Here is a 25691-nt window from a genome sequence, read left to right as displayed (position 1 = left end):
CCATCCGCTTCTTTGCTTCGTCGTTCCTGCTTCGGGCTTGGACAGTGCCTGTTCAATTTCCGATACGGATCGCATTTACCCAGGCAGGAGCAGAAGCCGCTCGCCGGGCATCGTCTCAAGCTGAATCCGTTCTCCTGCAATCGCTTGCCCTTCCGCCCCGTCCCGGTAAACGATGACGCCCCGATCCGGCCATGGATTGAGCAGCTTGAGCTCTCTTCCACGCTCGCTTGTAATCAGAACGTATCGCACCTTGCCGTTCTCAATCTCGCTGCTTACGACAAAGGCGCCTACGGCTCTTAGCTTCTTGAATCTCGCTGTTCTGTCTGCTGGCCAGGTCGGAAAAAGGCGCAGGATGCCTTGATGGCTCTGCAGCAGCATTTCGTGCAGGCATGCCGGTACGCCGGCCGCATCCTCAATTCCTCCGCCTCCGTGATGGATCGACAGATTGGGCAGCGCGTACCGCTCGCATTCCGCTCTCAAACGTTCCAGAAGCTCGGCCGGGTCATGGCCGACCCGCGCGGCTGCAGCGTAATAGGTTGGAAAAGCGTTGAAGTCGGACCAGCGCTGCATCTCTGCCACCGTATCCTGCGCGATCTTCAGCTCTTCGGGCGAACTGTCGAGTCCAAGGTTCCCGGCCGGGAAAATATGCTGCACCGCCAATGAATTGCGGTCGTTCCAGCTCATTCCCTCCTCGGTCAATCTATAGACCGTTTTGCCGCTTCGTTCCATCAGCGGATAAGCGCTCAAGTTCGCTAAAATGTGCCGCCACTTCGGCTGTCTATGCGTATCCCGATCCAGCTCTACACTCAAATGGAGCATGGCTCGCATGATCATTCGCACGAAGCCGAGCGAAAGAATCGGGTTTTTCCGGTCTTGGGAGCGCTCGTGGATGTCATCATCGTAGATGACGTAACGTCCATTCTCAAAGACCAGGTAGTCTTCCCAAAAATCGGCGACCGCAAGCAGATAAGGATAGACCTTTCGCGCGTAGTCCAGATCGTATGTATAGTAAATATGCATAAGCAAGTTGACCGCCGCAAACGAGGCGTTTGATTTTTGGCCGTGAAACAGCGCGGAACAAACCATGCCGTCCGGACCGAGTTCGACCGGCATGTAGATGCCCCGGCAGTTCAACTTCTCGCGGGCCAATACTTTTCCAAGGGGAAGGAAGGCCAGCAAGGGATCGCAGTAGCCTGAAGACAAGGCGATCCGATTTCCGGTATACAAGCCGAAGTAAGGCGCTTCAAAGTTGTAATTCATCGTGTAGGACCCGGTCCATTTCGGCCGGTCCGTCGTCACCCAGTTGCCGAACAGGCCCGGCTGGACCTTGTCTGGACGCATACAGGATCCAATGATGTAGTAAGAGGCGTAATAGTACTTCTCTAATACGGGATCGCCGATTTCGATCGAGGACGCGCGCCAGTACTCGCTCCACCAGCCCCGATGGTTTTGCTTGCGTTTGGCCAGATCGTCCAAGCCTCCGGTTGCGTAATCATTCAGCAGGCCTAGTGCCCCTTGCAGGCAATCCGGCTCGTCTCGGTTGCTGACGATCGCCGTCACAACAGCCAATCGTTCTCCTGCCCGGATCTGAAAGGAAGCTTCCACATTCTGAAACAGCCACTTGTTTTGCGCGTTCGTACCGATGACACGACATGCGGCAGCCACTCGTCGAACTTGCGGCAGGCTGCCTGGATTGGCGGCGTAGCGGAACCAGATTGCTTCCGGGTCGGCCCCGTTATCGTAATGGTAGACCTCATCGGTGGCACTATCGCCGGCATGGAGTCTGGCGGTTACATCCAGCTTCCCTGCCATGCATTCCAGTTCGGTCACCAGCACGTTGGAATCTGCGGAAACCCAGGAACATAGCCGCAGCTTCACCTGCTCATTTCGGAATGATCCCCTCGTTTCGGCATTCAATATGTCCTGCTCCAGGTCATACGACGCATCCGCGAGCCGAGGCATCAGCAGCGATATCTGCCCGACCGTTATGATGCGCGCGCCCGTTCTCCGGCCGTTGTCCCGGAGCAAGCGTCCAATCCGCTGTTCTTCACTTTCGCCAAGATGAGGCTGAACCCAAAAATCGTTTTTGCCAATGTAAAAGGTCTGATGATGGGCCTCGCCGCCGATCGAAACCCCTACGTCGCCGTTGCCGAGCAGCGGCGCGTCCGTCCACGTATCCGTTGGGATCCGGGTTGGCGGACGTCGGAATACGCCTATATGGTCTTTCCATTGCTCTTCCCGAATGCTTATTTCATCCTGGTTCATCCATACACTCGATTCCATTGCTCTCCTCCTTGGTTAAAATCCTTGACAGATGCTATGACAAAGGCTTCAGCTCCAGCCGCAAGCGACGAGGCCTTTCATCCAGCTTGACATTCACCGGTTGTCCTGGCCGAAATTCGAACTCCTGGATTCGCGCCACCATGTCCGGCAATATGAGCCGGACAGCCTGCCTTCCGCTGCATGTTCGAAGCGTCACGTCTACCATCTGTTCTTCCCGATCCCAGCTTAACTCGCACTGCACCCCGCCTCTTGCCAGCAAAGGCCCGACAGATCCCCGAATCCACCGTGTCGGCAAGGCCGGAAGCAAATGCAGCTCGCCTGGCACAGAGAACAACAGCATCTCCTGCACTGCGGCCGTCCATCCCATATTCGCATCCAATTGAACGGGCGCCCAGTCCATATCCACGCCGATCCCCATGCCCCGCCAGTCGTTATGAAGCGTCATCAAATTATTCATGACGCAGGAGCGGCCGAGGATATCCAAACATTCTAGAGCCAGGTCCCCTTCTCCCATGCGCGCATAATTATTCGCCATATGGGCGAGTGACCAGCCGGACTGCTCCTTCAGACCGATGACGAGCCGCTTCCGGATAGCCTGGACGAAAGCATCGAACAGCGCCGGATCGTTCTGCCTGGTCACTTCAATCCCCGGAAAGACGGGGTACGCATGCGACTGATGGCGATGATGGTAATTGTCATCATAATCGGGATGCATCCATTCGCGGACGGCACCGTCCTCGTTGATCTGATATGGAGGTATGCGCTCCAGCATAGCCCTCCACTGATTCTCTTCCTCCTCACTTTCCCCGATCGCACGCAAACCGTCAGCCAAGTTTCTCATTAATTCCTTGGCGATCGCGAAATCCATCGTGGCGTTAACCGTCGTGCCCATCGAATGACCGGGTCCTTTCCAATAATTCCCCGGCGTATTCTCCGGCGAATTGGAAGGCGAACTTACAAAGAATCCATTCTCGCCAAGGATGAAGAAATCCCTGTAAAACCATGCCGCCTCGCGCATGAACGGAATCGCGCGTTCGCGCAGGAAGGCTATATCGCCCGTATGCAGATAATAGTCGTAATACAGCTGGCTGACCCAGCCCGCGCCCCCGGTCCAATGTACGATGTGGGGCTGGAGATGTTTGAGCAGCCCCGAGTCCGGCGCCGTCGGAGCGGGAATGTAAATCCCGCGGCAGCCGTATAAGAGGCGCGCATTCGTCCGGAAGTCGTCCATCAGCGAATCCATGTAGTCGAACACGGCCAGCATTAGGCCCGACATATTGCCGGAGAGCGCCTGCCAATACATCATTTGCAAATTTTCGTTCACCATGTGAAACGCCCATACCGCATCGTAATCGCCAGCCCACAATCCGTAGAGATGGCAGGGCTGCCCCTTCTCGCGCGAGGCGGATATAAGCAGGTAGCGTCCGTACGCCCACATCTTCTCCATCAGTGCGTCCGGAACCTCGCCCCTGTATGCTTCCATCAGCAGCTCCTCATTGGAGCGCTCCCTTCCTTGCGCCCTCAAGTCGAAGGACGATGCGTGGAACAATCTGCCGTGCTCCGAAGCATGCCGTGCGAGCAGCATCTCGTAGTCGGCTGCCAGATCCCGAAGCTCGAATGTCAAGCGCTCCCACTGCTCTTCCCTCTTCCCCGACGGAAACAACCGGATGATCACGAGCAGCGACTCGGCGTCTTTAATTGAGTACTCCCGTTCATTGGCACCCAATGTCCCGGACCGATTGACGATCCTGGCGACTGCTCCGAAGTCCGAGCCGTCATTGTTGCGAGCGGCGTAGTATAAATAATGGCCGTCCCGCTTCGATTCGGGAGCCTCCGGGATATAAGCCGTTCCCGGCCGGCGTGTATCCTCGGGATTATGCGGCTGAAAGGTCATCGTGGCTTCCAGCGCAAGCGGACCCTGCTTACGGATGGCCAAGACGACGGAATCGTCCGTGCGGGAGACGAATAACGATCTTTCGTACGCGGTCTCCCCAACCGTCCAACGAACCGTAACTTCCCCTGTGGCCATGTTCAGTCTTCGCTCATAACTGCGGAAGGCGCTGTGCTGCGGCATATAAATCTTCAGGTCCCCCAGCGGAAGAGGCGACGCAATCTTCGGCTCGTATCCGCTCGTGCGCAGGCATTTGACTAGAACGCCATCAGCTTCCTCTGCTTCTCCTTCGGCGAGAAGGCGCCGAACCTCGGGAAGTATTGCGCTCACATCCGGCAACTCCGGTGTCGAGCCCTTACGCCACAGAAGCTCATGATTGAGCAGTATGGTTTCTTCGTACACTCCTCCGTATACCGAAGCACCGATGCAGCCATTGCCAGACGGCATCGCTTCCCTCCACTGGGACCGCCACCATGCTGCGGGATAGCGCATCGTCAAGATATGTTTCTGATCGGTATTGCGATGATCTGAATGCATGCCATATATCCTCCTCTCCAAGTCAAATCATATCCGGCACTCCATAGCTTGGGCCCGAATCGACGGTATCGAGATCAAGGTTCTTAAAAAATGGGGACAGCAAAAACTCAATCTCGTTCATGTCCTGGTCCTCGATGTCGGTAACGATAAGGCCATCCCCCGGGGATGGCCTGGTATCGGCGACTGGATTTGCAAGCCTTGCATTCCATGCATTCGCGGGGTTATCGAAGGCGCGACTCCTGGATAACAACGCCGTCCTTGTTGTTAAATCGTTCGGTTGCTTCCTTAATAATCTCGTTGCCGCCTTTCTGGCGATATTCCTCGATGACCTTGGGCCAATCGGCGATATCCTCGTTGCCGTAAATCATTTTGACCATATGGTCGACGATGATCTTAGGCGCCTGATCCGGCCGCTTGGAAGCGAGGTCCGGATACCGCTGGAACGATTCCAAATCAGGGATAAAGATAATGCCGCCCACCCCTTCTCTTGCCAGTGTGTTATCCAGCGCATCCAGCACGTCTTGGCCGCCTTCGAGCTGCTCCATCCGCATCCGATTGATTGTCGCATCGCCCACGAATCCCAGCATGCCCCTGAAGCCTTGCTCGGCTTCTTCTTCCGCGGTTGTAGGCGCTTTGTAATTCACTTTGCCATTATCGATCGTGTAATTCTCCCCTTCGATGCCGAAGGTGAAGAACATTTTGGCTTCATCGGTCAGCATCCAATCCAGCATCTTGATAATGCGGATCGCTTTTTCCTCCGGCACATTCTTGTTGATGTACAAAGACGTAATAACCGAGCTGTACAATCCGTAACCGCTCAGTCCGTCAGGCCCGACCGGTGACGGAATGATTTCAACCTCGGCCTTCGGATCAACCGCTTTGATCTTCGAGCGGAAATCGAGCAGCCCCGCAGCGTTGGACGTCCACATGCCGGCTTTGCCGCCATTGATATTTTCTGCGTATGTAGTTACATTCAATGTGGCAAAGTCTTTTGGTACCAAGCCTTCATCATACATGGTTTTGTACATGGTCAGCGCCTTGGTCATATTGTCTACGTCGAAAAACTTGGGAACGATCTCGTCGCCCTGCTGCATGAACTGATAGCCTAACGCGTCGTAAGGGCCGAAGAAGAGGTCGGCGTACTTAAAGTCCATGCGAAGCTGGTACGGATTTTCGACACCCAGCTTCTTGAATGCGCGAATGACATCAAGGAATTCCTCCGGCGTCTTCGGCACGGGCAATCCGGTTTGCTTCAGCAGATCGGTCCGAATGAACGTGGCCCGTCTGGACGGATTGCTTAGCCAGTTCGGGATGCCGTAAATCTTGCCCTTATAACTGACTTCGTCCCAGGCTGCTTCCGTGACGTGCTTCATGATGTTCGGCGCGTGTTGCTTCAGCAGATCGTCGAGCGGCATGAAGACACCGGCTTGGACGGACCCTGCCATCGATTTGTCCGTCGCACCTCCTACGTTTTGCACGACGTCGGGGATATTATTGCTTGCGAACATAATCGACATTTTGGAATCGAAATCTTTAAGCGGAATCGTAGTCAACTGAACGTCGGTATTCGTACGCTTCTCCAGTTCCAGCACCCATTTATCTTTGTTGATATCCGGAGACTGCTCCACATGGGGATTGCCGCTTGTCGTGATCGACATGCTGAACTTCAGAGGCTCCTCCGCTCCCGAATGGCCGGTCTCGCCGGTTTGGGCCGGTTGTTGATTGGTCTGCCCCTCACTCGAGTTGCCTGGAGTGCTGCCGCCACCAGCGCAAGCGCTTACACTTCCGACTGCAAGAATGATGGCTAGCATCAGGCTTAGTCGTCTCTTCATCGTACCTTCATCTCCTTTTCATTGAATAAACCACAACAATAAGTTACTAAATATAAAAATTAATGGTTATGGCATATTTATTATGGATGTGTGTTTTTTTATCATGGGCTACGATTTGATCGAACCGATGAGCATGCCTTTCACAAAATATTTTTGCAGAAAAGGATACACCAGCATGATCGGCAGCACCGATACGATTATGACGGACATTTGGACGCCGCTTGGCGACACGTTCGACAACTCCTCCATCAAACCTCCCGCCTCGGCCATGGAGTTATTCATCACGATTTCCTGAAGCCTGAGCTGCAGCGGATACAGCGTGCGCGAGTTGATGTAATATAACGCTTGCGAGTATGAATTCCAATGCGTGACTGCATAGAACAACCCCATCGTCGCCATGATCGGTTTGGACAGCGGGAGCACGACGCTCCATATGATCCTAAGCTCTGAAGCTCCGTCTGTTCTGGCGCAGTCGATCAACTCATTAGGCAGGCTCATATAGAAAGACCTCATGATGAATAAATTATAGGCGCTGATTGCGCCTGGGATCATAAGTGCCCACAGCGTATCGAGCAAATGCAGATTTTTGATAAGCAGAAAGTTCGGGATAAGCGGCGCCGAGAAAATGAAAGTAACGAGAATGAGCATCAGAATGGGCTTGCGTCCCTGATACTCCTGCCTGGACAGGGGGTAAGCGAGCGATGCGGTCGAGACGAGATTGATCAAGGTGCCGACGACCGTAATGAACACGCTGACGCCGAACGCGCGCAGGATCGACGGATCATTGAGAATAACTTGATAATTATCGAAGGTCAGATCGACCGGAATCAGCGAAACGCGCCCGCTATTGATAGCCGCTTCACTGCTCAGAGACTTAGCCAGTACGTGTAAAATCGGAAAAATCATCATTATCCCGAGCAGCGTCATAAAGATATAGTTCATGCAGTCAAATAAATGGAAACGACGAAGCTTCGATGATGGCTGCATGCCGCAACCCTCCTTTTGATTCGTAAAATTAATACAGTCCGCTGCCCGTCGCTTTCTTGCTCAGCGTGTTGCCGATCATGATCAGGCCAAGGCCGACCACGGATTTGAACAAACCGATGGCGGTCGTGTAGCTGTATTGCTGCTGGATCAAACCGACGCGATAGATATACGTATCCAGAATATCGCCGCTATTTTCATTTAACGGGTTCAGGAACACGAATACCCGTTCGAAACCGAAATCAAGAAAGTTGCCAATATGCAGCAAAAACATGATGACGACCGTTGGCAAAATGGCCGGTATAGTAATCTTCGAGATTTGCTTCCAGCGGTTGGCACCATCGATGCGGGCAGCCTCGTACAGTTCAGGATTGATGCCGGCGAGCGCCGCAAGGTATACGATCGTGCCCCAACCGCTGTCCTTCCAAATGCCCGATCCTACGAGAATGCTTCGGATATAGGACTCTTCCCCGAGAAAATAAATGGAGTCCAAACCTAGCGATTCGAGCATGCTGTTTACGAGCCCTGTGGACGGGGACAAAATACCGATGGCGATGCCCCCAATGATGACCCATGATAAAAAATGCGGCATGTACACGACGGTTTGCAGCACTCGCTTAAACAAAACCACCCTCATCTCATTCAGCAGGATCGCCAAAATGATCGGCACGGGAAAAGCAAAGATGAGGTCATAACCACCGATTAAAATCGTGTTCTTCAAAATCCGCAAAAATTCGCTGTATTCAAACATGCGTCGGAAATGCTCCAGCCCGACCCACGGACTTGCAGAAAATCCATTGAATATGTTGTAATCCTGGAACGCCATGGCCGAGCCTAGCAACGGAATGTATTTGAATACGATGAAATACAACAATCCTGGCAGCGAGATGATGTAAAGAACCTTGTATTTGCGGAACTGGCTCAACCTCGATCGGGACATGGAAGTGCGTTTGGGCGGCTTCGATGCGGCAATGGGCGTGTTTCCCGGCATATTCTTCACTCCTTCTGTAAATCATGTGCTACTTCTCTTCGAATTTAAGCGCAGCATCAATGGCATCGAGCGTAGCCGCGTCAAGCCGGATACCGGAAGCGTGGACGTTATGGTCCACCTGCTCTGGTCTCGAGGCTCCGACGATGCAGCTGGCCACGGATGGCTGACGCAGAATCCAGGCTAGCGCCATTTGTGCAAGCGAGATGCCGGCCTGATCCGCGATCGGTTTCAGTCGCTGCACCCGCTTCAGGTGATCCTCGTCAATCCAGCGGGAGATGGCTCCGTTCTGCTTCGGGTCCGCCGCCCTCGAGCTTGGCGGGATCATGCCGCCAGGCTCGTATTTGCCAGTAAGCGCGCCTTGGGCAAGCGGAGAGAATACGATTTGGCCGAGCCCCTCCCTCTCGCAAACCGGGATCAGCTCCAGTTCCGGTTCGCGAAGGAGCATATGGTATTGCGGTTGACTGGAGATGATGCGGTTCAGGTTCAATTCGGCGCCCGTCCGAACCGCATCCACGATCTGCGCCGGTCTCCACATGCTCACACCTGTGTACAACACTTTGCCCGCTTTCACCAGATCATCGAGAGCCCGGAGCGTTTCGTCGAGCGGCGTATCGGGATCGTACCGGTGACACTGATACAAGTCGATATAGTCGACGCCAAGCCGCTTCAAGCTCAAGTCGCACTGCTCGCGAATATGCTTGCGGGACAAGCCGCGGTCATTGGGGCCGTCTCCTACCGGCACGCAAACCTTTGTGGCCAGAACATATGAGCTTCGTTCGTATTTGGCCAATGCATGCCCAACGATCCTTTCTGCTTCACCATGATGATAGACGTTCGCCGTATCAAATAGATTTATGCCATGCCCATAAGCGCGGTCGATGATCCTCTCCGGAAGCCTGGGATCTGAAGCCGCTCCGACGGTAAGCCAGCTGCCGAGTGCGATTTCGCTCACCTTCAATCCACTGTTACCCAGTCTTCTGTACTGCATAGATGTCAACTCCATTCCATCTTCAAAATTCAGGCTGTGCCCGCACTGTTTGGTACAGGTTCTGATATCCTGCAAATCGATCATAAAACGACAGACTATGTAAGCTCCATGTCGCGTCTCCATACTGCCCTGTGTTTTTCTACGACGTTGTTTCATCATTCCGCCTGACTTTTATGGCGAACGTGCCCCGCGTGACACCACAATGTTACGAGCGGATCGTCTTCGCTGGAACGAAGGTGATGGTCTTCGCCAGCTTCAATAATCAGGATATCCCCTGTGGTTACAACGTGCTCCACTCCATCCACCTCCATGATGCCGTACCCTTGGATTATGATGAACGCCTCTCGATCCGGATGCGTATGTATATCCAAGCCTCCGGGTCCGTCGTTCGTATGGCTTCTTTCGCCGGGCTTCGTGAAAGCGAGACCACCGGCGCATAAATAATCGCCGGGCAGAAGGTCTCCGAGTATATGGCCAGACCTCGTATCCTTCAATTCATGAAGCCGAAATCGTAGCATTTCGGGTTCCTCCTTAATAGAATTTGATCAGCTTGGCTTTCTTGAACATCATACCTTCCGATCGCTTCTTGCAACATGTCGTTTCTTAAGCCGCAGCTGTGTTTTCTTCGAAGGGCGCTTACAATCGGAAAATCATAAATCTATATATAGAGAGAGAGGATTTTTGGATAAATAAAAACCGCCCTCATAAGAAGGCGGTAATTGCTATTATGGAAATCGCGCTCCGTTGCTTCTACACTCTGACCGGCTGTTCTCCTGTTTGATCATCCAGTTCTTGCACCGATCCCAAAAAGGCTGAAATGTTTTCGGTATGTAGAATGGCACAGATTAGATACAGGTCTACTTATTTCCTAACGACAGGAATCCACATTTCACCAAATACGAGGCCGTTTCGCTGCCCCATTTCCACCGTTGCGTTGGGCCCGCCGACATAGGCAACCTCCTGTGTTTCCGGCAGCGCTTGTCCAAAGGCGATACCTGTAAGCATCTGACTCAACTCATCAGCGCTCTGCGCTTCTCCTTTTACAACGAGGTATTCCCCTTTAGGAAATTGGATCGCTCTGGTCGCTTCCGGTATCGATGCCTCGGTCATCACGCCAGCGTAATACATCATCTTGTTATTCACGGCTTCGTTTACGGCAAAGATGTAGTCATTTGCGGCCACGGCCTTTAATGTGTCAAGCTTTCCATCTTGTTTTACGGCCTCCCAAAAGTCGGCCTTCTCCTTGTTGATGCCGGCATAGTCGGTGTAATCGCTTTGAAGCTCCGTTCCGATCCCTAATACGATAAAGCTGTCTTTTTCCTCAATACTGTAATTGGTCATATTCCAAACCTTCCTCTTCTTAAATTTATCAAATGATTTGTTTTTTCACTTGATGGGTTTATAATAACTTTAAACCATGTCAAAAAGTGATACTGTTTAGGAGGGCCCGATGAAAAAAGTTGAACGGATCAACACCATCATGCGGTATATCAACAACCGCGCCCACTTTACCATTTCTGAAATCATGAGGGAATTTAACATCTCTCGTTCGACCGCGATTCGCGATATCAGAGAAATTGAAGCGATGGGAATGCCGCTTGTCGCTGAGGTCGGGAGGGATGGGGGATATTTTGTCATGAACAACTCCGTCCTCCCTACGGTCCGCTTTACCGATAATGAGATTAGAGCCCTGTTTATCGCCTTTATGGCCACAAGAAATCAACAACTGCCATATTTAAAGAGCCGTCACTCTTTAGCCGAAAAATTGCTGGGTCTCATCTCGGAAAACCAGCAAGATGACCTGGTGCTTCTAAATCAAATATTGCTGTTCGAAGGAACTAACCCCAATAATCCGGACCTGCTTGACCTGACTGATCTCCCCCATCCGATGTTGGAACATCTCATTCAAATTCTTCTTGGGGACAGGTATTTAATGCTCTTCGTCAAAGAAGAGAAGGTAACCAAGTCATATCCGATTTATCTCTTGCATCTATATCGGGAAAAAAGCCAATGGCAAATTGATGGCTTGGACCTAGAGGCTGAAAAAAGGCGGATCATCCCTGTCGACAATCTCACTGATGTACAACCATACCCTGTGAAAAAAAGAATGAACAAGAAAAAGATATCCGAGCTCAGTAAGCTGGAGGAGGCAGCCAACCTTGTCCTTGATCTCGGTCCAAAGGCGATTGCCCAGTTCAAAAAATACCACCCTTTGAGGTTTTCGCTTGCTTATACGAATCCGTATCAAACCACAGCGACCTTAAAGACTTTTATCAATGTGCATCATTCAGAAGAAGTAACCGAAATAACCAATTGGCTGCTTTTCCTCGGGGATGATATCAAGGTAAAGGAAATGCCAAGAGAAATTGCAGAAGGCTTAAAAGGGAGATTAAGCGTATACGTACCATAAGAAGCACTCTATCGATTGAGAGATGAAGGGAACATCCGGCGTCCGGTCAGGAACGTTTATTCATCCTTGAAAACCGGCAAGGTAAAATAAAATTCGGCTCCGCTACCATCTGTACTCCTGACCCAAATCCGGCCGCCATGATCTTCCACGATTTGTTTGCAAATGGCCAGTCCCAGACCTGCGCCTCCGAACGCTCTGGAACGGGACTTCTCTCCACGGTAAAACCGTTCAAACAAATACGGCACATCCGCTTCAGCGATGCCTTTCCCATTGTCTTTGACCGCAATAAGCAGACAATCTCCTTCATCTTTCATAGAAACGGTAATTTCCGTTAAATCTCCGGCATATCTTTTGGCGTTTTCGATCAAATTTTCAAACACTTGGGCAATACGATCGGCGTCCGCCCTTACAAGTCTGGAAGGGAATGGCCGTTCGACGGATAATCCAACCGGAGCATCCTGAAACTCGATCTCGTAAGGGGCTATGATTGCTTCAAGCAAGACTTGGCTGTCGATGACCCGGGCGTCCATGATTAGGTGCCCCGCCTCCAATTGAGCGAATTGAAACAGGTCTTCAATCATGCGATCCAGCTGCTCTGTTTTGTTTTTGATCACGGCCAGGTATTTGCTCACCTTTTGTTCATCGCGTGCTATGCCATCCTGCAAACCTTCGACATAGCCGCGAATCGAGGTTATCGGCGTTCGCAAATCATGGGAAATGTTGGCAATCAGTTCATTGCGCGAACGTTCGTAAGAAGTTTGCTGATCCAGGGATTCCTTCAACCTTGCACGCATTAATTCGAATACATCGCTGAAGCGTCCTACCTCGTCATGGTAGCGGTTGCGGATTTGAAAATCCAAGTTGCCGTTTATAATTTGCTCCGCTGCATTGTTCAGTTCCTTTAGGGGCAGAAGGACACGTCTTGTAATCACATAAGCCAATATATAGGCGCATAGAAGATACGCCACCACTAGCGTGCCGATCACGAAAATGAATATCCCCATAGTTCCGCCGCTTGGGCCCTGCTCTTTCACGCGAACCCCGGATATCGTCATCAAGATTACAGGAACAAATATAATCCCGGTTAGTGAAGCGATCAGTTTAAAGCGGATTCCGGTCTTCATCGCAAACCACCATCAAGCTTATAGCCTACGCCCCATACCGTTTTGATCAAGGTCGGGTTGGCGGGATCCCGCTCAATTTTCTCCCGGATTTTCTTAATATGGACGGTTACCGTATTCAAGTCTCCGCGTTCTTCGAAACCCCAGACATTTTGAAAGATTTGTTCGCGAGTTAACACCTGATTCGGATGAAGGGCCATAAAGCGGAGTACTTCAAACTCCTTCGCCGAGCATTGAACAGGTTGATTTCGAACGCTCACTTCGTAGGCTTTGAGATCGAGTTCCAGATCTTTATGTCGGATGATATCCGATGGCGGCATTGGTGACGACAGCTGATTCACTCTGCGGAGCTGCGCCCTGACCCTTGCAATCACCTCGCCTGGACTGAAAGGCTTGACTACATAATCGTCCGCGCCGATTCCTAATCCGAGAATTTTATCGACATCGCTCTTCTTGGCGCTAAGCATGATAATGGGTATGGACGATTCGGAGCGAATCGTTCGGCATACTTCAATCCCGTTTAAATGGGGCAGCATGATATCCAAAATCATCAATTGCGGCCGGGTTTCCCTGAACAATCGAACGGCCTCTAGCCCGTCGCTAGCGACGATGACTTCGAAGTGCTCTTCTACAAGGTAATCCTTTAACAAATCCGCAATTTCTTTCTCATCTTCCACGATCATAATCCGGTCGAGCTGCACGGGTTCACCTCATTCATATCCATATATATCCTTCTCCTGTATCATAACACTCGCTTCGTAGTAGATACCAATATAAGTGAAAGTGAACATGGCCTTCCTTGAAAAAATCGCCTAGTAGCACTTATCGGAAAACCTTGAGCAGGAAGGGCCCCCTCCTATTGGATTAGATCTTTTTTCTTGATGATCAACGCACTGGCGGCATAGAACAATACGATGTATGCTGCGATAATCGCGGTGTTCTGAAGCACGGCTTCCCAAGTAGCCTTATGGACGATTTCATGAAAATAGTACATGTGGTTCACAACGGAATAGGGTTTGATCATCTCGAACGCATTCAAGGATTGTGCGGCAGTCAAAATTCCGATGGAGAGCCCAATCGTAGTACTAATGTTCGTGGCCATGACAGCCAATAAAACGACAATCATTCCGCAAGCCATGTACGGCAGCAGCATTGAGAACGTCAGCCGAATCGTTAACCATACCCCTTCCTCTCCTGTGTACTCCTCTCCAGCATAGAATGTATACTCGCCCCAACCGAAGGCAAGCGTTCCAATCGCGTACTCTGCTGCGAGGGATAAAACAACCAGGACTAAGATGAATACGAATAATGAGGCGATTTTGGCATTGAGCCATTCGATCCGTCCGACGGGTCGCAGCAGCGTCAGCTTGAACGTGCCTGCTTTTATATCGCCAGTAATCAAGTCTGCCACGTAAACGGGAATGAAGATGGTCATGAATTGGGCCAAGCTGTTTATGAGCGCTAAAGGAAGGGATTGCCCGTTCGGCGTAACAATGACCGACTTCCATTCCCCGCCAGACTGATAAAAATAGACGGTCATGCAAGCATGGATGATCAGAATGGCTATAAATATATACATTTTCTTTAATCTGAAGGTTTTGTAAAGCTCGTTTTGGATCAATCGAATCACGACCTACCATCTCCTTCCGTTATGTCCAAAAAGTATTGCTCGAGCGTTCTGGGTCCTCCAGATGAGAGCAGCTGCTGGACATCGCCTTCCGCCACCAGCTTACCGTGTCGGATAATGCCGATCTTGCTGCACATTTGTTCGACTTCATGCAGCAGATGGCTAGAAATGAGGAAAGTAATGCCTTGCTCCGCAGCAAGCTGCGCGATCATTTCTCTAATTCCCTTCATTCCTTGCGGGTCAAGTCCGTTCGTAGGTTCGTCAAGAATGATCAGCTTCGGCTCGTTTAGAAGCGAGCTCGCAATACCAAGACGCTGCCTCATCCCGAGCGAATAGGAACCAACCTTGTCTTTTGCCCGATCGGACAGTCCAACGATCTCAAGGACTTCTAGCACGCGTCTTCTTGTCACGCCCGTCAGGAGGTTCGCTGTCAGCATGAGATTGTCATAGGCGGAAAGATAGGTATAGAAGGCTGGCTGCTCTACAATAGCGCCGACAAGTGCTATTGCATCTTTAAAATGTGACTTCAATTGATATCCTCCAATCCTCACTTCGCCTGCATCGGGATGGATAAGTCCCGTTAGCATTCGGATCGTTGTTGTTTTACCGGATCCGTTGGTGCCAAGGAAACCGTAAATATCGCCTTCCTTAATCCGAAGATTAAGACCATTGACAGCGGTCCTGGAACCGAAGGTTTTCGTCAATCCCTTTGCATCAAGTAGGATCTTGTTTTCCATAAGCGTTCTCCCCTCATGTCTTAGCGACCTTGTTTTCCTAATCGTAAAGGCTGAACATGAAAAGTTGATTTTTGAGAAATAAAAGATTGGTAGGAAAAATATTAACATTCGATTAAGCATAGTCATGTGATCCGGCGCTTATTGAAGGGGCGCATCATGTTCCTTCTTAGGAGACTCTCTCAAGCTAGAAAAGAACACACTAATGACTCCGATGCTTAAGAAGGAATCAGCTGCTATTTGGCCGCCTGATCGGCAATTAATACAAAAGCGGCTATTATGTAGTAAAGGACCATTTTGTCAACTCCTCTCTATATTTTCTAAATCCTTCTCATTAGAATAAATGCATGATCTTAAGAGCTGGCCAGAAAGAAATTAACAGTTCATATCGAAATGATTAACATTCGATAAACTCGCAAAAAAACACCCCCCAAATTATGATTGGGGGGTGTGCTCCAAAATTTCACTAAAATCATATATCTTCCGTCTTCATATTTTATTTTGAGTTCGCTACAATATCGACTTATATCTTACGTTCCTCATATTCAAAGGGTTCTTCACACGAATAGATCTCATGGAACAATCCTTCATACGGGATATCGTCTTCCATGCATTTTATAAAATACGAAAGCCGCTCATCACAGTCCGGTTCCTCGCCGGTGTTTTTCATCACTTCGAATGCATCCACAATATTTTCCATGACACACGCCTGTATAAATAATCGGAGCTGATCCAGCATCGAATCTTCCAGCTTGGTCTCGGATCTGTATCCCTCAAGGACCGTTTTAAAGTAATCATCCATAAAGGCTTTACGTTTACCGGCGTCTGGTTCGAACTGGATCCAGCCTACTCCGTTTCCCCAGACACTTGCCAAGTCATACATGTACCAGCCGAAGCATGAATTATCGAAATCGTATACCGTGATTTGCCCGGTATCAAAATCGATCGAATAATTCCCATCGTTGTAATCAAAATGGATCATACCGTAAGTCTCATGGCCTCTGTCCAATCCTTCTAAAGCATGAAGGAGCTCAACCAGCTTCTTCTTCAGCAGAAATAGGGAGTCAGGAATCAGTTTATCGATATATTCGGCATTGAATTTGTCGGAAAAATGATGCCTGCGGTGGACAGGTGTGTACTCTTTTGATAATTGGTGCAGCTTCCCTAAGACTTTACCGCAGTTGTAATAGTATTCGGATATAGGAGCTCCTTCCCGGTAACGATAATGATTTTCCGCAAGCATTTTTCCTCTAGCCTTTTCAAACAGGCAGATAAAAAAGGGATGCTGATTATGGGTAATCTCCTCAAGCAGATTCCCATTCCGGGAGCTGATTACATTGGAGACGCTGCCTCCGTGCTCAAATAAATAGCGGATATATTCAACCTCGGCCAGAAAATCATCCCGGCTTCTGTCAGGTAAGAAAGCGATTCGCAGTATTTTTGCGTCGGCTCCTTCTTTCTCAAAGGCATAAACGACATTCCGCCCTCCTTCATGGGGTGGAATCAGCTGGATTTCATAGCCCTCCAACCCGTACAATTCCAATACGGATGGAAGTAAGTGTGCATCCATGATTTGCAAAACCTCGTTATAATTCATAGCATCTCTCCTTTTTAACTGATAATCTATTTAGTATTTAACTGCAGTGTGTGTATTCATATTTCCTTGTTACATGAAGTTTGAATATCAAATTCGGATTATTACTCATCATGCATAGCACTATTCATCTGCTCAGCTACTTACAGGGTAAACGCTAAATACGGAAGATCACAAGGGGGAAAATGGTTTTAGTTATTCTTCGAAGGCGATCAGCAAGTAAGCTCATAATCAAATAATCGTCTTCTAAAACAAGCAGAAACCGCGATATTCGCGGTTTCTTATGTGAGTTATGCTCTTACCCTCGTAAATGGATCCTCGCTTAAGCATCGTTAAATGTTTGCTCCGCTACTGCGGCAAATCTCTCTACCAGATCGCTGATCTTGAATGTCTCCTTCCCGATCATATACGTCTTTACTGTATCATGGAATGGCGCGTACCAATGGGCAGGCACCCCCTCCTTGCCGACGATCGCACCGACAATGCTGCCCGCGGTCGCGGCCGTGCAATCATTGTCCAGCCCCATCGCCACTGTCTCCGATATGACCTTGGACACGTCCGTCCCTCCGATCATTAATCCGAATACGGTCAAGCAAGCATTGTTGTTCGTATGAACGCTGTGCATACCTTTAAAACGATTGTTCACAGCCTCCCTGGCTTCTGCATAATTCCGGATATCCTTTCCGATGGAGAGCGCCCATTCAATATCCTTATATAGGTTGCACCCTCTAGGAATTTCAGTTAACCCGATGCGCAGAGCATCTACCGGATGATCAACCTCGAAGGCGGCAGCTTGCGCGGCGCTGAAAAACATTTCGCCATAGATGCCGTTCCTTCGATGGCTCAAGTAGGCGTCGCGGTACGCATACTCCGCGGCTTTCGAGGGGATTCCGGGAGCGATATAGGCCCACGGGTCGGATCGAATGTCTCCGCCGATCCATTGACAGTACGGATTGTTCACATCCGCCGCTTCCATCGCCGTCCTGCCTGCCTTCAAGTTAAGAAGGGCGACTTCCTCAGCTGTGCAGGCATACGGCAAATATTTCAACCAGCTCTTCCCCACATCCTCCGTGGTAAAATGTGTCCCATGCTCCTCGGCAATGAGCAGTCCCAGGATCGTGTACGTAACGTCATCGTCAACCGGAACGCAATTCAGACCTTCAAGGGTATATTCATAGAAAGTGCTCTTCCCATATCGCAGATGGTTTGGAGTCTTCGCTTTGGACCAATAGTTCTGCGGCGGGAAATGATCGCCAATATACTCGGCCCAGCTCTTCATTTCATCGACTCCCCATAGTTCCACCGGAGCTCCGAGCGTACATCCGGCGAATCGAGCCAGCATAGCACCTTCCAGCTTATTTTTATAAACAGTCTTATCGAACGATTTCCACATTCTTCGGGGTCCGTCAGACCGTAACGCTTGAATCCCCTTCAGATCATTCGGCTCTTGCGAAGCAAGCGCCTCGTCGACAGGCAGATCTTGCATTTTTTGAAGAGAAGCCTTCATCGCCCGTTCCACTTCCAACAAGACGTCGGAAACGTCAGTTGCACCGTATTCATGAGCCAAACGCCCGTATTCAATGATTCTCGTGGCCAGCTCGTTCAATTTCGGTTCCGCCGGATACGCCATATCAAATCTCCTTCCGCTTTTGCTTTCCTAGTGTATTCGTTTTCAAATCCAGATTATAATAAAACAGATGACAATTCTGCTGAAAAGGAACCAAAAACTATGCAGAAACGACCAACCTCATATGAAGTAATTTCTCAGCCGTATCTACTTCCACCAAGGTTTCCTGTAGATTGGATCGAGAATTTTATCCAGAGAGATGCTGATATCACCTATTTGCACTATCATAATTGCTTGGAGATCGGATATTGCTGCGAAGGCTCGGGCGTGTTTATCGTAGAAGAAAAAATACTGCCCTATTCAAAAGGCGATGTGTGTATTATTTTTCCGGGCCAGCTCCATCTTGCCCAAAGCGTAAAAGGTCAGGTAAGCCGCTGGCATTTTTGCTTCTTGGATCCAAAAACGCTTCTCGGCACTGTATGTCCTCAAGCATGGAATGAGTCAGCTCCACCTGGATACTCACGGTTTACGAATATCGTCAATCCCAGCGACGCTCCCGAGATTTCGTTAATGGCGGAATTCCTTATGAAAGAATTGGGCCAGCAGATGACGGGGTATGAATCCGCCGTTAGAAGCTCTGTTTGGAGCCTGATAACCCTCATTGACAGAATCATCAACCCTTTGTCTGACCAAGCGTTTGAAGCTGAAGCGATTGATCGGGCTTCCATGAACAAAATTTCTAAATCACTGGAGTACATCTCACAGCATTATATGGAGCCGATAGGAATCGATGCGTTGGCGGCAGCTTGCAATCTCAGCGTCACCCATTTCCGCCGTACGTTCCGCTCCTGTATGGGAATGGCTCCGCTCGATTACCTGATTCATGTTCGAATGCAGATGGCTTCCGCATTGCTGTGCCATACTGACAACAGCATTCTGAATATTTCGGAACAGGTAGGCTGCGCTACCCTATCCAGCTTTAACCGGCATTTCAAGCAAAGGATGGGGGTCTCTCCATCCAAGTGGCGAGCGATGAAACGTCAATGACCTTCGCACGATCAGAAACAATCGAACCTCTATACAGAACCCTGCCCACAATCAGCAATCTTTATCTTCGATGCGATGCTGGACTTTAGTCGAGGTCCGCTACCTCCTGCGGACGGTTTCGAATCATGGATATATTCGTTATAATTTTGCCAAGTATGTTGGAGGAGCGATGGAGCATGAGCTACGAACATAAAGTACAGAGGGAAATTGCCGACTGGGAACACAAAATGTTCAGACCGCCGGGATGGCTGGAAAAAACATCGAAAACAATCGGCAATCGAATTAATCATTGGATTCCCCCGAAGGTGCACAATATCATAACGACCACCATTCGATCGATCGTGCGCACGGCATTGTTCGGCGCGGAATATACGCCGAGTCGGCAGGTGGAGCGTACTTTGGAACTCGAGGCTGCGGATCAAGAAGCGCAGGAATTATTTGCCCTGTACCAAAAAATTGCGGTTGCCGAAGGGGCTGGAACGGGAGCTGGCGGCATTATGCTTAGCATGGTGGACTTTCCCGCTTTAATTGCGATCAAGATGAAATTTCTGTTCGAGCTGGCTCATGTTTACGGCTATGACACCAAGCATTTCTCTGAGCGGGTATTCATTCTCAAGGTGTTCCAAATGACGTTCTCGGGACCGGGGAACCGTGCGCGGCTGCTCGAATCCGTCAAGCATTGGCATATCGAAAAGGAACAATGGATGTCCGACACCGAGTACGCCCGCAATATGGACTGGGAGACATTTCAGATCGAGTATCGGGACGCCATGGACTTCCGGAAAATGCTGCAGATGGTGCCTGGGATCGGCGCTGTCGCAGGCGCCTGGGCAAATTACACCATTCTTGAGGAGCTGCGTGAATCCGCCATGAATGCTTACCGCCTTCGTAGATTGCACGATGATTTCGTAATTGTGGGTTAAATCCCCTTTCATTTGCCAGATGTCATGACAATAGAGGCAGCTAATCTGTATGATTAGCTGCCTTAAAAATTGCCTGCTATTGTAACGCTCAAACTCCATCCGAAATTGTGAACCCCATCCCGAAATTCCAAGACTCCTATATTTTGGTAAACGGAATTATAATCATTTTTGTAACCGCATTCACAGCAATCAACAGCCGAATACCTCGGTAAAACAAAGGAGTGATGCCGTTTCAAGCCCAATTGCAAAGTTGACTTTATCCCCAAATTAAAGGAGGAACTTTTAATGATTCGAAAGGGATTGTCTTATTTGCTGATTCTGTCGTTGCTGCTGACGTGCAGTACCTTCTTCGGTACGAAGGCGGAAGCCGCAGACTACACGCAGGGCGTCGAACGATCCGGAAGCACAGCTACCATATGGTTCAAATCGTCCGTCAACACGAGTTGGGTGGATGTTCATTACAAAGTGAATGACGGCGTGCAGCAAAATTTGAGAATGGCGTACAACGCTGGCAAATCCCGATACGAACAAGCGATCACAGGCATAGCCGCTGGCAACGTCATTGCGTATTGGTTTACTTATAATAACGGAACCCCAGCCTACGACACCAATATCTTTACGTACACCGCTGGTTCCACGCCAGATCCCCCTTCATCCGGTTCCATATATGACATTCTCCCATCCTCGATTCCCATGCCGCCAAACGGTGCCGTCTCCGTAAAGATCATGAACGGGACCCATGGCGCTTACACCGACCAGCAAATATACTGGGGCGTCCTCGGCATCAATCCCGTGAACGGTCGTTGGAGCTACCTGGACCTGAGTGGCAATCTGATCCCCATCTCGAGCGCCTTGAATGATGCGCCAGGCCACTTAACCAAGAACGGCATCCATTACGCCAACATTTACCACAAGGTCAGCGATGCTTCCTGGATCACCTTGCCTCAGATTACTTCAGGCCGAATGTTTCTTAGCGTCGGTTCCCCAATGTACTTGAAAACCTTCGATCACGGATTTGCCGGTCCCGATCTGAACAATCCAACGGATCCAAACCGCGATATCATTTTCGATTTCGTTGAATTCACGGTTGACCAGGCAGGCTATCACGGCAATACGACACGCGTGGATGGGTTCGGTTTTCCGATCCAGCATCGGCTAGTCAACAAATCAGGTTCTTTTGACCAAACCGTAGGTGAGCTTGAATCCGAGACTCGAAGCGGAATTTTCGCCAAATTCCAGGCCGAGGTTCCTGCCGAATTCAAATCGCTGGCAACCGTTCAAGCTCCATATCGCATTGTAGCGCCAATTCACGGCTCTTTCGCCCAGGGAGGCGCGAATGCCAACTATTTCGCCGGGTACGCACCGTACAGTACGCAGGATATTTTCCGGTGCGACGGCGCTTTGACGGATGCTGCAACGTGCGCAGCCATCAATCGCCATGTATATACGACGAGCGACTGGAATAACGTGTCAAATTACTTTCAAGCCGCTCCGGCTAATTATTACGCAAAATTCTGGCACGACCACAGCATTAACCGCTTGGCCTATGGATTTGCATATGATGATGTCAACGGCCAAGCTGCTTATCTCGAAGTGGGCGATCCGAAGGGCCTGATTATTCGTGTAGGATGGTAAATGATCAATCAAATCTGTTAGATCTAAAGCAAAAACGATGACATAGGTCATCGTTTTTGTTGTTATACCATTAAAACGTTGCCTAAGCCGTACAGACAAGCCGCACCCATCTTGGCGCCCTTTTGCTAGTTATAGCTCAGCTTCAGTGCTATAATCTCGTTTGAAGCGTTCCATGCTTGTTTTGGTCATAATGTAATCCCTCTGTTCTTCGTCCCCCATATAAAAGGAATGGGAACCTGTTTGAACAAACCCCATTTTCTTATAAAAAGCAATAGCATTTTCATTTCGTTCCCAAACGCCTAACCAAACCTTCCGTTTATGGCGTTCCGCCGCGACTTCCATGGCTTTATTGAGCAGAAGCTTGCCAAGCCCATGTTTTTGATAGCGGCTCTTGATATAAATCCTCTCGATTTCAAGCGAGTCATTGCCCATCAATTCCGTTTGCGCTTCTTCGGTGTTTACCTTTAGATACCCGGCGATTTCCCCATTATAAGAAATAAAATAGAACTCCGAATAGCTATTGCTTATCTCTTGTTCTAATTGGTTTAAGTTAAATGCTTTGTCTAAATATGCCTTCATATTTTCAGGTGAATTCTGATCCTTAAATGTTTCATTAAATGTTTCAACACTAACATCTTGAAGTATTTCCAGGTCTTCTAAGGTGCATTTTCTTATATGGATCGTCAATCGATCTCTCCTCCCTTTGATAAATCAATACAATCTCTTGTTGCCCTTTTTAACAAACTCCCAGTCTTTCTCTACATTTTTTCTGACCCTCTGCAAGAGATTGAACAGAGTTTCTGCTTCGTTTTCGGATAACCCATCTAATGCAACCCCATTGGAGTAATCATGTTCTCTCTTTATAAAAGGATACACATGTTTCCCTTTCTCCGTTGGAAAGAGCCGTTTGATTTTTCTATTATGATGATCTTCCTTCTTTTCAATGAAGCCGTGAAGCTCAAGCTTCTTGATGGCACGGGCTGCAGTTGTGCGGTCTACTTTTATCATCTCAGCGAGCTTCTCTTGAATGATTCCTGGGTTTTCACATACCCTCACAAGGTACAAATACTGTCCTTTGGTCAGGTCATATTCTTTAAATTCCATATTGCTAATCGAATCCAATGCTCTTGCAATCATTCCAATCTCTCGAAGAATTTCCATCCAATTGACTCCCTCGTTCTCAATATGTTGCAATTGCAACAAAAGTATTTATTTAGTTTAATCGAATAATGCTGCATTTGCAACAATTAACGACAAAATAATGACCACTTCGATGAGATGCTCTGATTCATCGAAATGGTCATTAGATTGATAGAAGCTGATTTGTGACATCGTAATAGAGGCGAATTATAATCAATGTAGGCGCTTTGTTCTTAACCGCTTATCCTTCCAGGCTGTTTGCCTGCTTTAAAGACCGAATACGAACGGCAGTGGTCTTGAAGCCGGGCATTTTGCAGAACGGGTCCAGCTCCGGCCGGGTAGCATGATTGACGTTCTGTACCCCGCCCCAATGCATAGGGACAAACAGGGTATCTTGCCGAATAGAGTCTCCAACTCTGCAGCGGACCGTAAATGAGCCATGCTCCGACACAACTTCGACCCACTCGCCGTCACGGACCCGATAACGCTGTGCGGTAGTCGGGTGAATCTCTGCGAAATTCTCCAGCTCGCGTGCAAGCAAAGAGGTGCTTCTCCGGGTCTGCACCCCGGTCAGATAATGGGACAATACGCGTCCATTGGTCAGGATTAGCGGGTATTCCTCGGACACTCCTCCCCAGCGCTCTCCTTCTGTTATGTTGAAAACTGCCTTCCCGTCCGGGTGGGCAAACGATTGCTGGAACAGTAAGCCGACCCCAGCCTCTTCGGTAGAGGGGCAAGGCCAGTACACCCCTTCCTCCCTGCGCAATCGGTCATACGTGATGCCGTAATAATCAGCAACTCCGCCTTTGCTCGCCAGCCTCAGCTCGTTAAATATCTCTTCAGGCCCGTTGAAGCGAAAGTACAGTCCTTTTCCCAGTTGGTCTGCTATGGAGCAGAGGATCATCCAGTCATGGCGCGCCTCACCGGGAGGCTCACGGCCGGCTTCCCGCAGAAGGACCCGCCCCTCCAGATTGGTCAGTGTCCCTTCATTCTCCAAATAGGAGGTCACCGGCAGCACGATGTCAGCCAATTGGGCCGTTTCGGACATGAACATATCGGCAACCACCAGCAGATCAAGACTCTTCAAGCCTTCCACCACATGCCCGGCGTTCGGATTCGAAACCACGGGATTGGATCCCATCACGAAGAGAGACTTGATCTCGCCCTGATGAACAAGCTCCATCATCTCATAGGCCGAGACGCCTTTTCCAGGTAAGCTTGAAGCTTCAACACCCCATACGGAGGCAACGTACTTACGGTCCTCCTCATTCTCGATCGATCTGTAGCCAGGCAGCTGATCTGCCTTTTGCCCATGCTCTCTTCCGCCCTGTCCATTCCCCTGCCCGGTGACGGCTCCATATCCGCAGCCTTCCCTGCCGATTTTGCCTGTGGCTAAGACCAGGTTCAGAAAATGCCGAACCGCAAGATGGCCATCCGTCTGCTGCTCTACCCCTCGGGCGGTCAAAATCATTCCTGTGCCTGCCATGCCATAGGATCTGGCTGCCTCCCGGATCTGCTCCAGCTCCAGTCCGCATAGATCGGCAGCCCGATTCAAATCGAACCCGTTCATATAGGCTCTCAGCCCATCATAACCATTTGTCCTGGCTCGGATAAATGCCTCATCCACGAAGCCCTCATCCATGATGATCTTCAGCATGGCATCAGCCAGCAACGCATCCGTACCCGGTCTGATCGGCAGGTGAATATCCGCAATGGCGGCTGTTGCCGTTTTCCTCGGGTCGATGACCACGATCTTCGCTCCGTTCTCTTTCGCCTGGTTAAAATAAGGCAGCAGCGTTGGCTGGCACTCCGCGATATTGGTACCGGCGAGGACAATGCAGCGCGCCAGAGGAATGTCGGCCAGCCTGAACGTCAGCCCCCTGTCAATCCCAAAGGTTTTACTCCCAGCAGAGGCCGCAGCCGACATGCAGAAACGACCGTTATAATCGATATATTTCGTGCCGAGCGCCACTCTGGCAAATTTGCCGAGCAAATAGGCCGTTTCGTTGGTCAGCGATCCACCGCCGTATACGGCATTCGCATCAGGACCGTACTGGTCTGTAATCGTCATTAGCCGATGGCTTATCACGTGAATCGCCTCGTCCCAGGAACAAGAAACGAGCTCGCCGTTGACACGGATCAGTGGTTCCAGCAACCGCTGCGAGTGGACAGCATGCTGATGCGCATTCATGCCTTTGACGCAGACCCTGCCCTCGGAGGCAGCGTTTGGCACGCCTTCAATCTGGTAGGCAGTCCGTCGCTGACCCGGAACGCCTTCCTCCACTTCAGTAACCGTCATCTTACACTGTACACTGCAAAAAGGACATTGAGTCTCTACCTTGGCAGGAGCTCTCTCTATATCCAAATCCGTATAAACCATCTTAGAC

General features: G+C 49.9%; 21 protein-coding genes. 4 read left to right on the top strand and 17 right to left on the bottom strand.

The features are described 5' to 3' along the window. Positions 1–75 precede the first annotated feature (75 nt). The 8 genes from J2Z18_RS13875 to J2Z18_RS13840 all read right to left on the bottom strand — a co-directional run bounded on the left by J2Z18_RS13875 (position 76) and on the right by J2Z18_RS13840 (position 10847). Positions 76–2283 carry a glycosyl hydrolase family 95 catalytic domain-containing protein gene (locus tag J2Z18_RS13875; RefSeq protein WP_007128157.1) on the bottom strand — a complete coding sequence of 736 codons (2208 nt, stop codon included), beginning with the start codon at positions 2281–2283 and terminating at the stop codon, positions 76–78. A gap of 34 nt (positions 2284–2317) precedes the next feature. Beyond that, positions 2318–4711: a glycosyl hydrolase family 95 catalytic domain-containing protein gene (locus J2Z18_RS13870; RefSeq protein WP_210094827.1), complete on the bottom strand. Its 2394-nt coding sequence runs from the start codon at positions 4709–4711 to the stop codon at positions 2318–2320. A gap of 221 nt (positions 4712–4932) precedes the next feature. Continuing rightward, the gene (locus J2Z18_RS13865) at positions 4933–6543 is read right to left on the bottom strand and encodes an extracellular solute-binding protein (RefSeq protein ID WP_007128160.1); all 1611 of its coding nucleotides are present in this window, start codon (positions 6541–6543) and stop codon (positions 4933–4935) included. Between the two features lie 108 nt (positions 6544–6651). Then, a complete protein-coding gene (locus tag J2Z18_RS13860; RefSeq protein WP_210094826.1) occupies positions 6652–7530 on the bottom strand; it encodes a carbohydrate ABC transporter permease in 879 nt (292 codons plus the stop codon). Positions 7531–7558: 28 nt separating this feature from the next. Further along, positions 7559–8467 (bottom strand): ABC transporter permease, encoded by a 909-nt coding sequence (locus tag J2Z18_RS13855; RefSeq protein ID WP_100085189.1) that lies wholly within the window; start codon positions 8465–8467, stop codon positions 7559–7561. A gap of 79 nt (positions 8468–8546) precedes the next feature. Then, positions 8547–9506, bottom strand: coding sequence for an aldo/keto reductase family protein (locus J2Z18_RS13850; RefSeq protein WP_040738210.1), 960 nt, complete (start codon positions 9504–9506; stop codon positions 8547–8549). Positions 9507–9661: 155 nt separating this feature from the next. Continuing rightward, positions 9662–10024, bottom strand: a complete 363-nt coding sequence (locus J2Z18_RS13845) for a cupin domain-containing protein (RefSeq protein ID WP_007128164.1) — start codon at positions 10022–10024, stop codon at positions 9662–9664. 343 nt (positions 10025–10367) lie between these two features. Beyond that, the gene (locus J2Z18_RS13840) at positions 10368–10847 is read right to left on the bottom strand and encodes a GyrI-like domain-containing protein (protein ID WP_007128165.1); all 480 of its coding nucleotides are present in this window, start codon (positions 10845–10847) and stop codon (positions 10368–10370) included. Positions 10848–10956: 109 nt separating this feature from the next. On the opposite strand from J2Z18_RS13840, the gene J2Z18_RS13835 reads away from it, so the two are divergent. Next, positions 10957–11916, top strand: a complete 960-nt coding sequence (locus tag J2Z18_RS13835) for a helix-turn-helix transcriptional regulator (protein WP_007128166.1) — start codon at positions 10957–10959, stop codon at positions 11914–11916. A 56-nt stretch (positions 11917–11972) separates the two neighbouring features. Here the strand turns inward: J2Z18_RS13835 and J2Z18_RS13830 are convergent, their stop codons facing one another. The 6 genes from J2Z18_RS13830 to J2Z18_RS13805 form a co-directional block, all read right to left on the bottom strand. Next, entirely contained in the window at positions 11973–13040 is a 1068-nt protein-coding gene (locus tag J2Z18_RS13830; protein WP_007128167.1) for a sensor histidine kinase, read from the bottom strand. After that, on the bottom strand, positions 13037–13738 hold the full coding sequence (locus J2Z18_RS13825) for a response regulator (protein WP_007128168.1): 702 nt from the start codon (positions 13736–13738) through the stop codon (positions 13037–13039). Before J2Z18_RS13825 ends, J2Z18_RS13830 begins: the two co-directional genes overlap by 4 nt. Before the next feature lie 155 nt (positions 13739–13893). Further along, positions 13894–14667: an ABC transporter permease gene (locus J2Z18_RS13820; RefSeq protein ID WP_007128169.1), complete on the bottom strand. Its 774-nt coding sequence runs from the start codon at positions 14665–14667 to the stop codon at positions 13894–13896. Further along, positions 14664–15401 (bottom strand): ABC transporter ATP-binding protein, encoded by a 738-nt coding sequence (locus J2Z18_RS13815; RefSeq protein WP_007128170.1) that lies wholly within the window; start codon positions 15399–15401, stop codon positions 14664–14666. Before J2Z18_RS13815 ends, J2Z18_RS13820 begins: the two co-directional genes overlap by 4 nt. A 520-nt stretch (positions 15402–15921) precedes the next feature. Continuing rightward, positions 15922–16995 (bottom strand): phosphotransferase enzyme family protein, encoded by a 1074-nt coding sequence (locus J2Z18_RS13810; protein WP_007128171.1) that lies wholly within the window; start codon positions 16993–16995, stop codon positions 15922–15924. 319 nt (positions 16996–17314) lie between these two features. Continuing rightward, complete coding sequence (locus J2Z18_RS13805; protein ID WP_210094825.1) at positions 17315–18622, bottom strand: ADP-ribosylglycohydrolase family protein; 1308 nt, start codon at positions 18620–18622, stop codon at positions 17315–17317. 30 nt (positions 18623–18652) lie between these two features. Between J2Z18_RS13805 and J2Z18_RS13800 the strand changes: the two genes are divergently transcribed. The 3 genes from J2Z18_RS13800 to J2Z18_RS13790 all read left to right on the top strand — a co-directional run bounded on the left by J2Z18_RS13800 (position 18653) and on the right by J2Z18_RS13790 (position 22164). Next, positions 18653–19606 carry an AraC family transcriptional regulator gene (locus J2Z18_RS13800; RefSeq protein ID WP_312889619.1) on the top strand — a complete coding sequence of 318 codons (954 nt, stop codon included), beginning with the start codon at positions 18653–18655 and terminating at the stop codon, positions 19604–19606. Between the two features lie 176 nt (positions 19607–19782). Next, complete coding sequence (locus tag J2Z18_RS13795; RefSeq protein ID WP_007128174.1) at positions 19783–20529, top strand: EcsC family protein; 747 nt, start codon at positions 19783–19785, stop codon at positions 20527–20529. 285 nt (positions 20530–20814) lie between these two features. Next, positions 20815–22164 carry a glycoside hydrolase family 64 protein gene (locus J2Z18_RS13790; protein WP_007128175.1) on the top strand — a complete coding sequence of 450 codons (1350 nt, stop codon included), beginning with the start codon at positions 20815–20817 and terminating at the stop codon, positions 22162–22164. Positions 22165–22293: 129 nt separating this feature from the next. Here the strand turns inward: J2Z18_RS13790 and paiA are convergent, their stop codons facing one another. From paiA to nasC, 3 genes are all read right to left on the bottom strand, one after another. Then, positions 22294–22851, bottom strand: a complete 558-nt coding sequence (paiA, locus tag J2Z18_RS13785) for a spermidine/spermine N(1)-acetyltransferase (protein ID WP_007128176.1) — start codon at positions 22849–22851, stop codon at positions 22294–22296. Positions 22852–22875: 24 nt separating this feature from the next. After that, on the bottom strand, positions 22876–23325 hold the full coding sequence (locus tag J2Z18_RS13780) for a MarR family winged helix-turn-helix transcriptional regulator (protein ID WP_007128177.1): 450 nt from the start codon (positions 23323–23325) through the stop codon (positions 22876–22878). Between the two features lie 220 nt (positions 23326–23545). After that, entirely contained in the window at positions 23546–25684 is a 2139-nt protein-coding gene (nasC, locus tag J2Z18_RS13775; RefSeq protein WP_007128178.1) for an assimilatory nitrate reductase catalytic subunit NasC, read from the bottom strand. Positions 25685–25691 lie beyond the last annotated feature (7 nt).

Source organism: Paenibacillus lactis (genome assembly GCF_017873605.1).
In the GTDB taxonomy this organism is placed as follows: domain Bacteria; phylum Bacillota; class Bacilli; order Paenibacillales; family Paenibacillaceae; genus Paenibacillus_AQ; species Paenibacillus_AQ lactis.
This window is presented reverse-complemented; position numbering and strand designations above follow the sequence as displayed.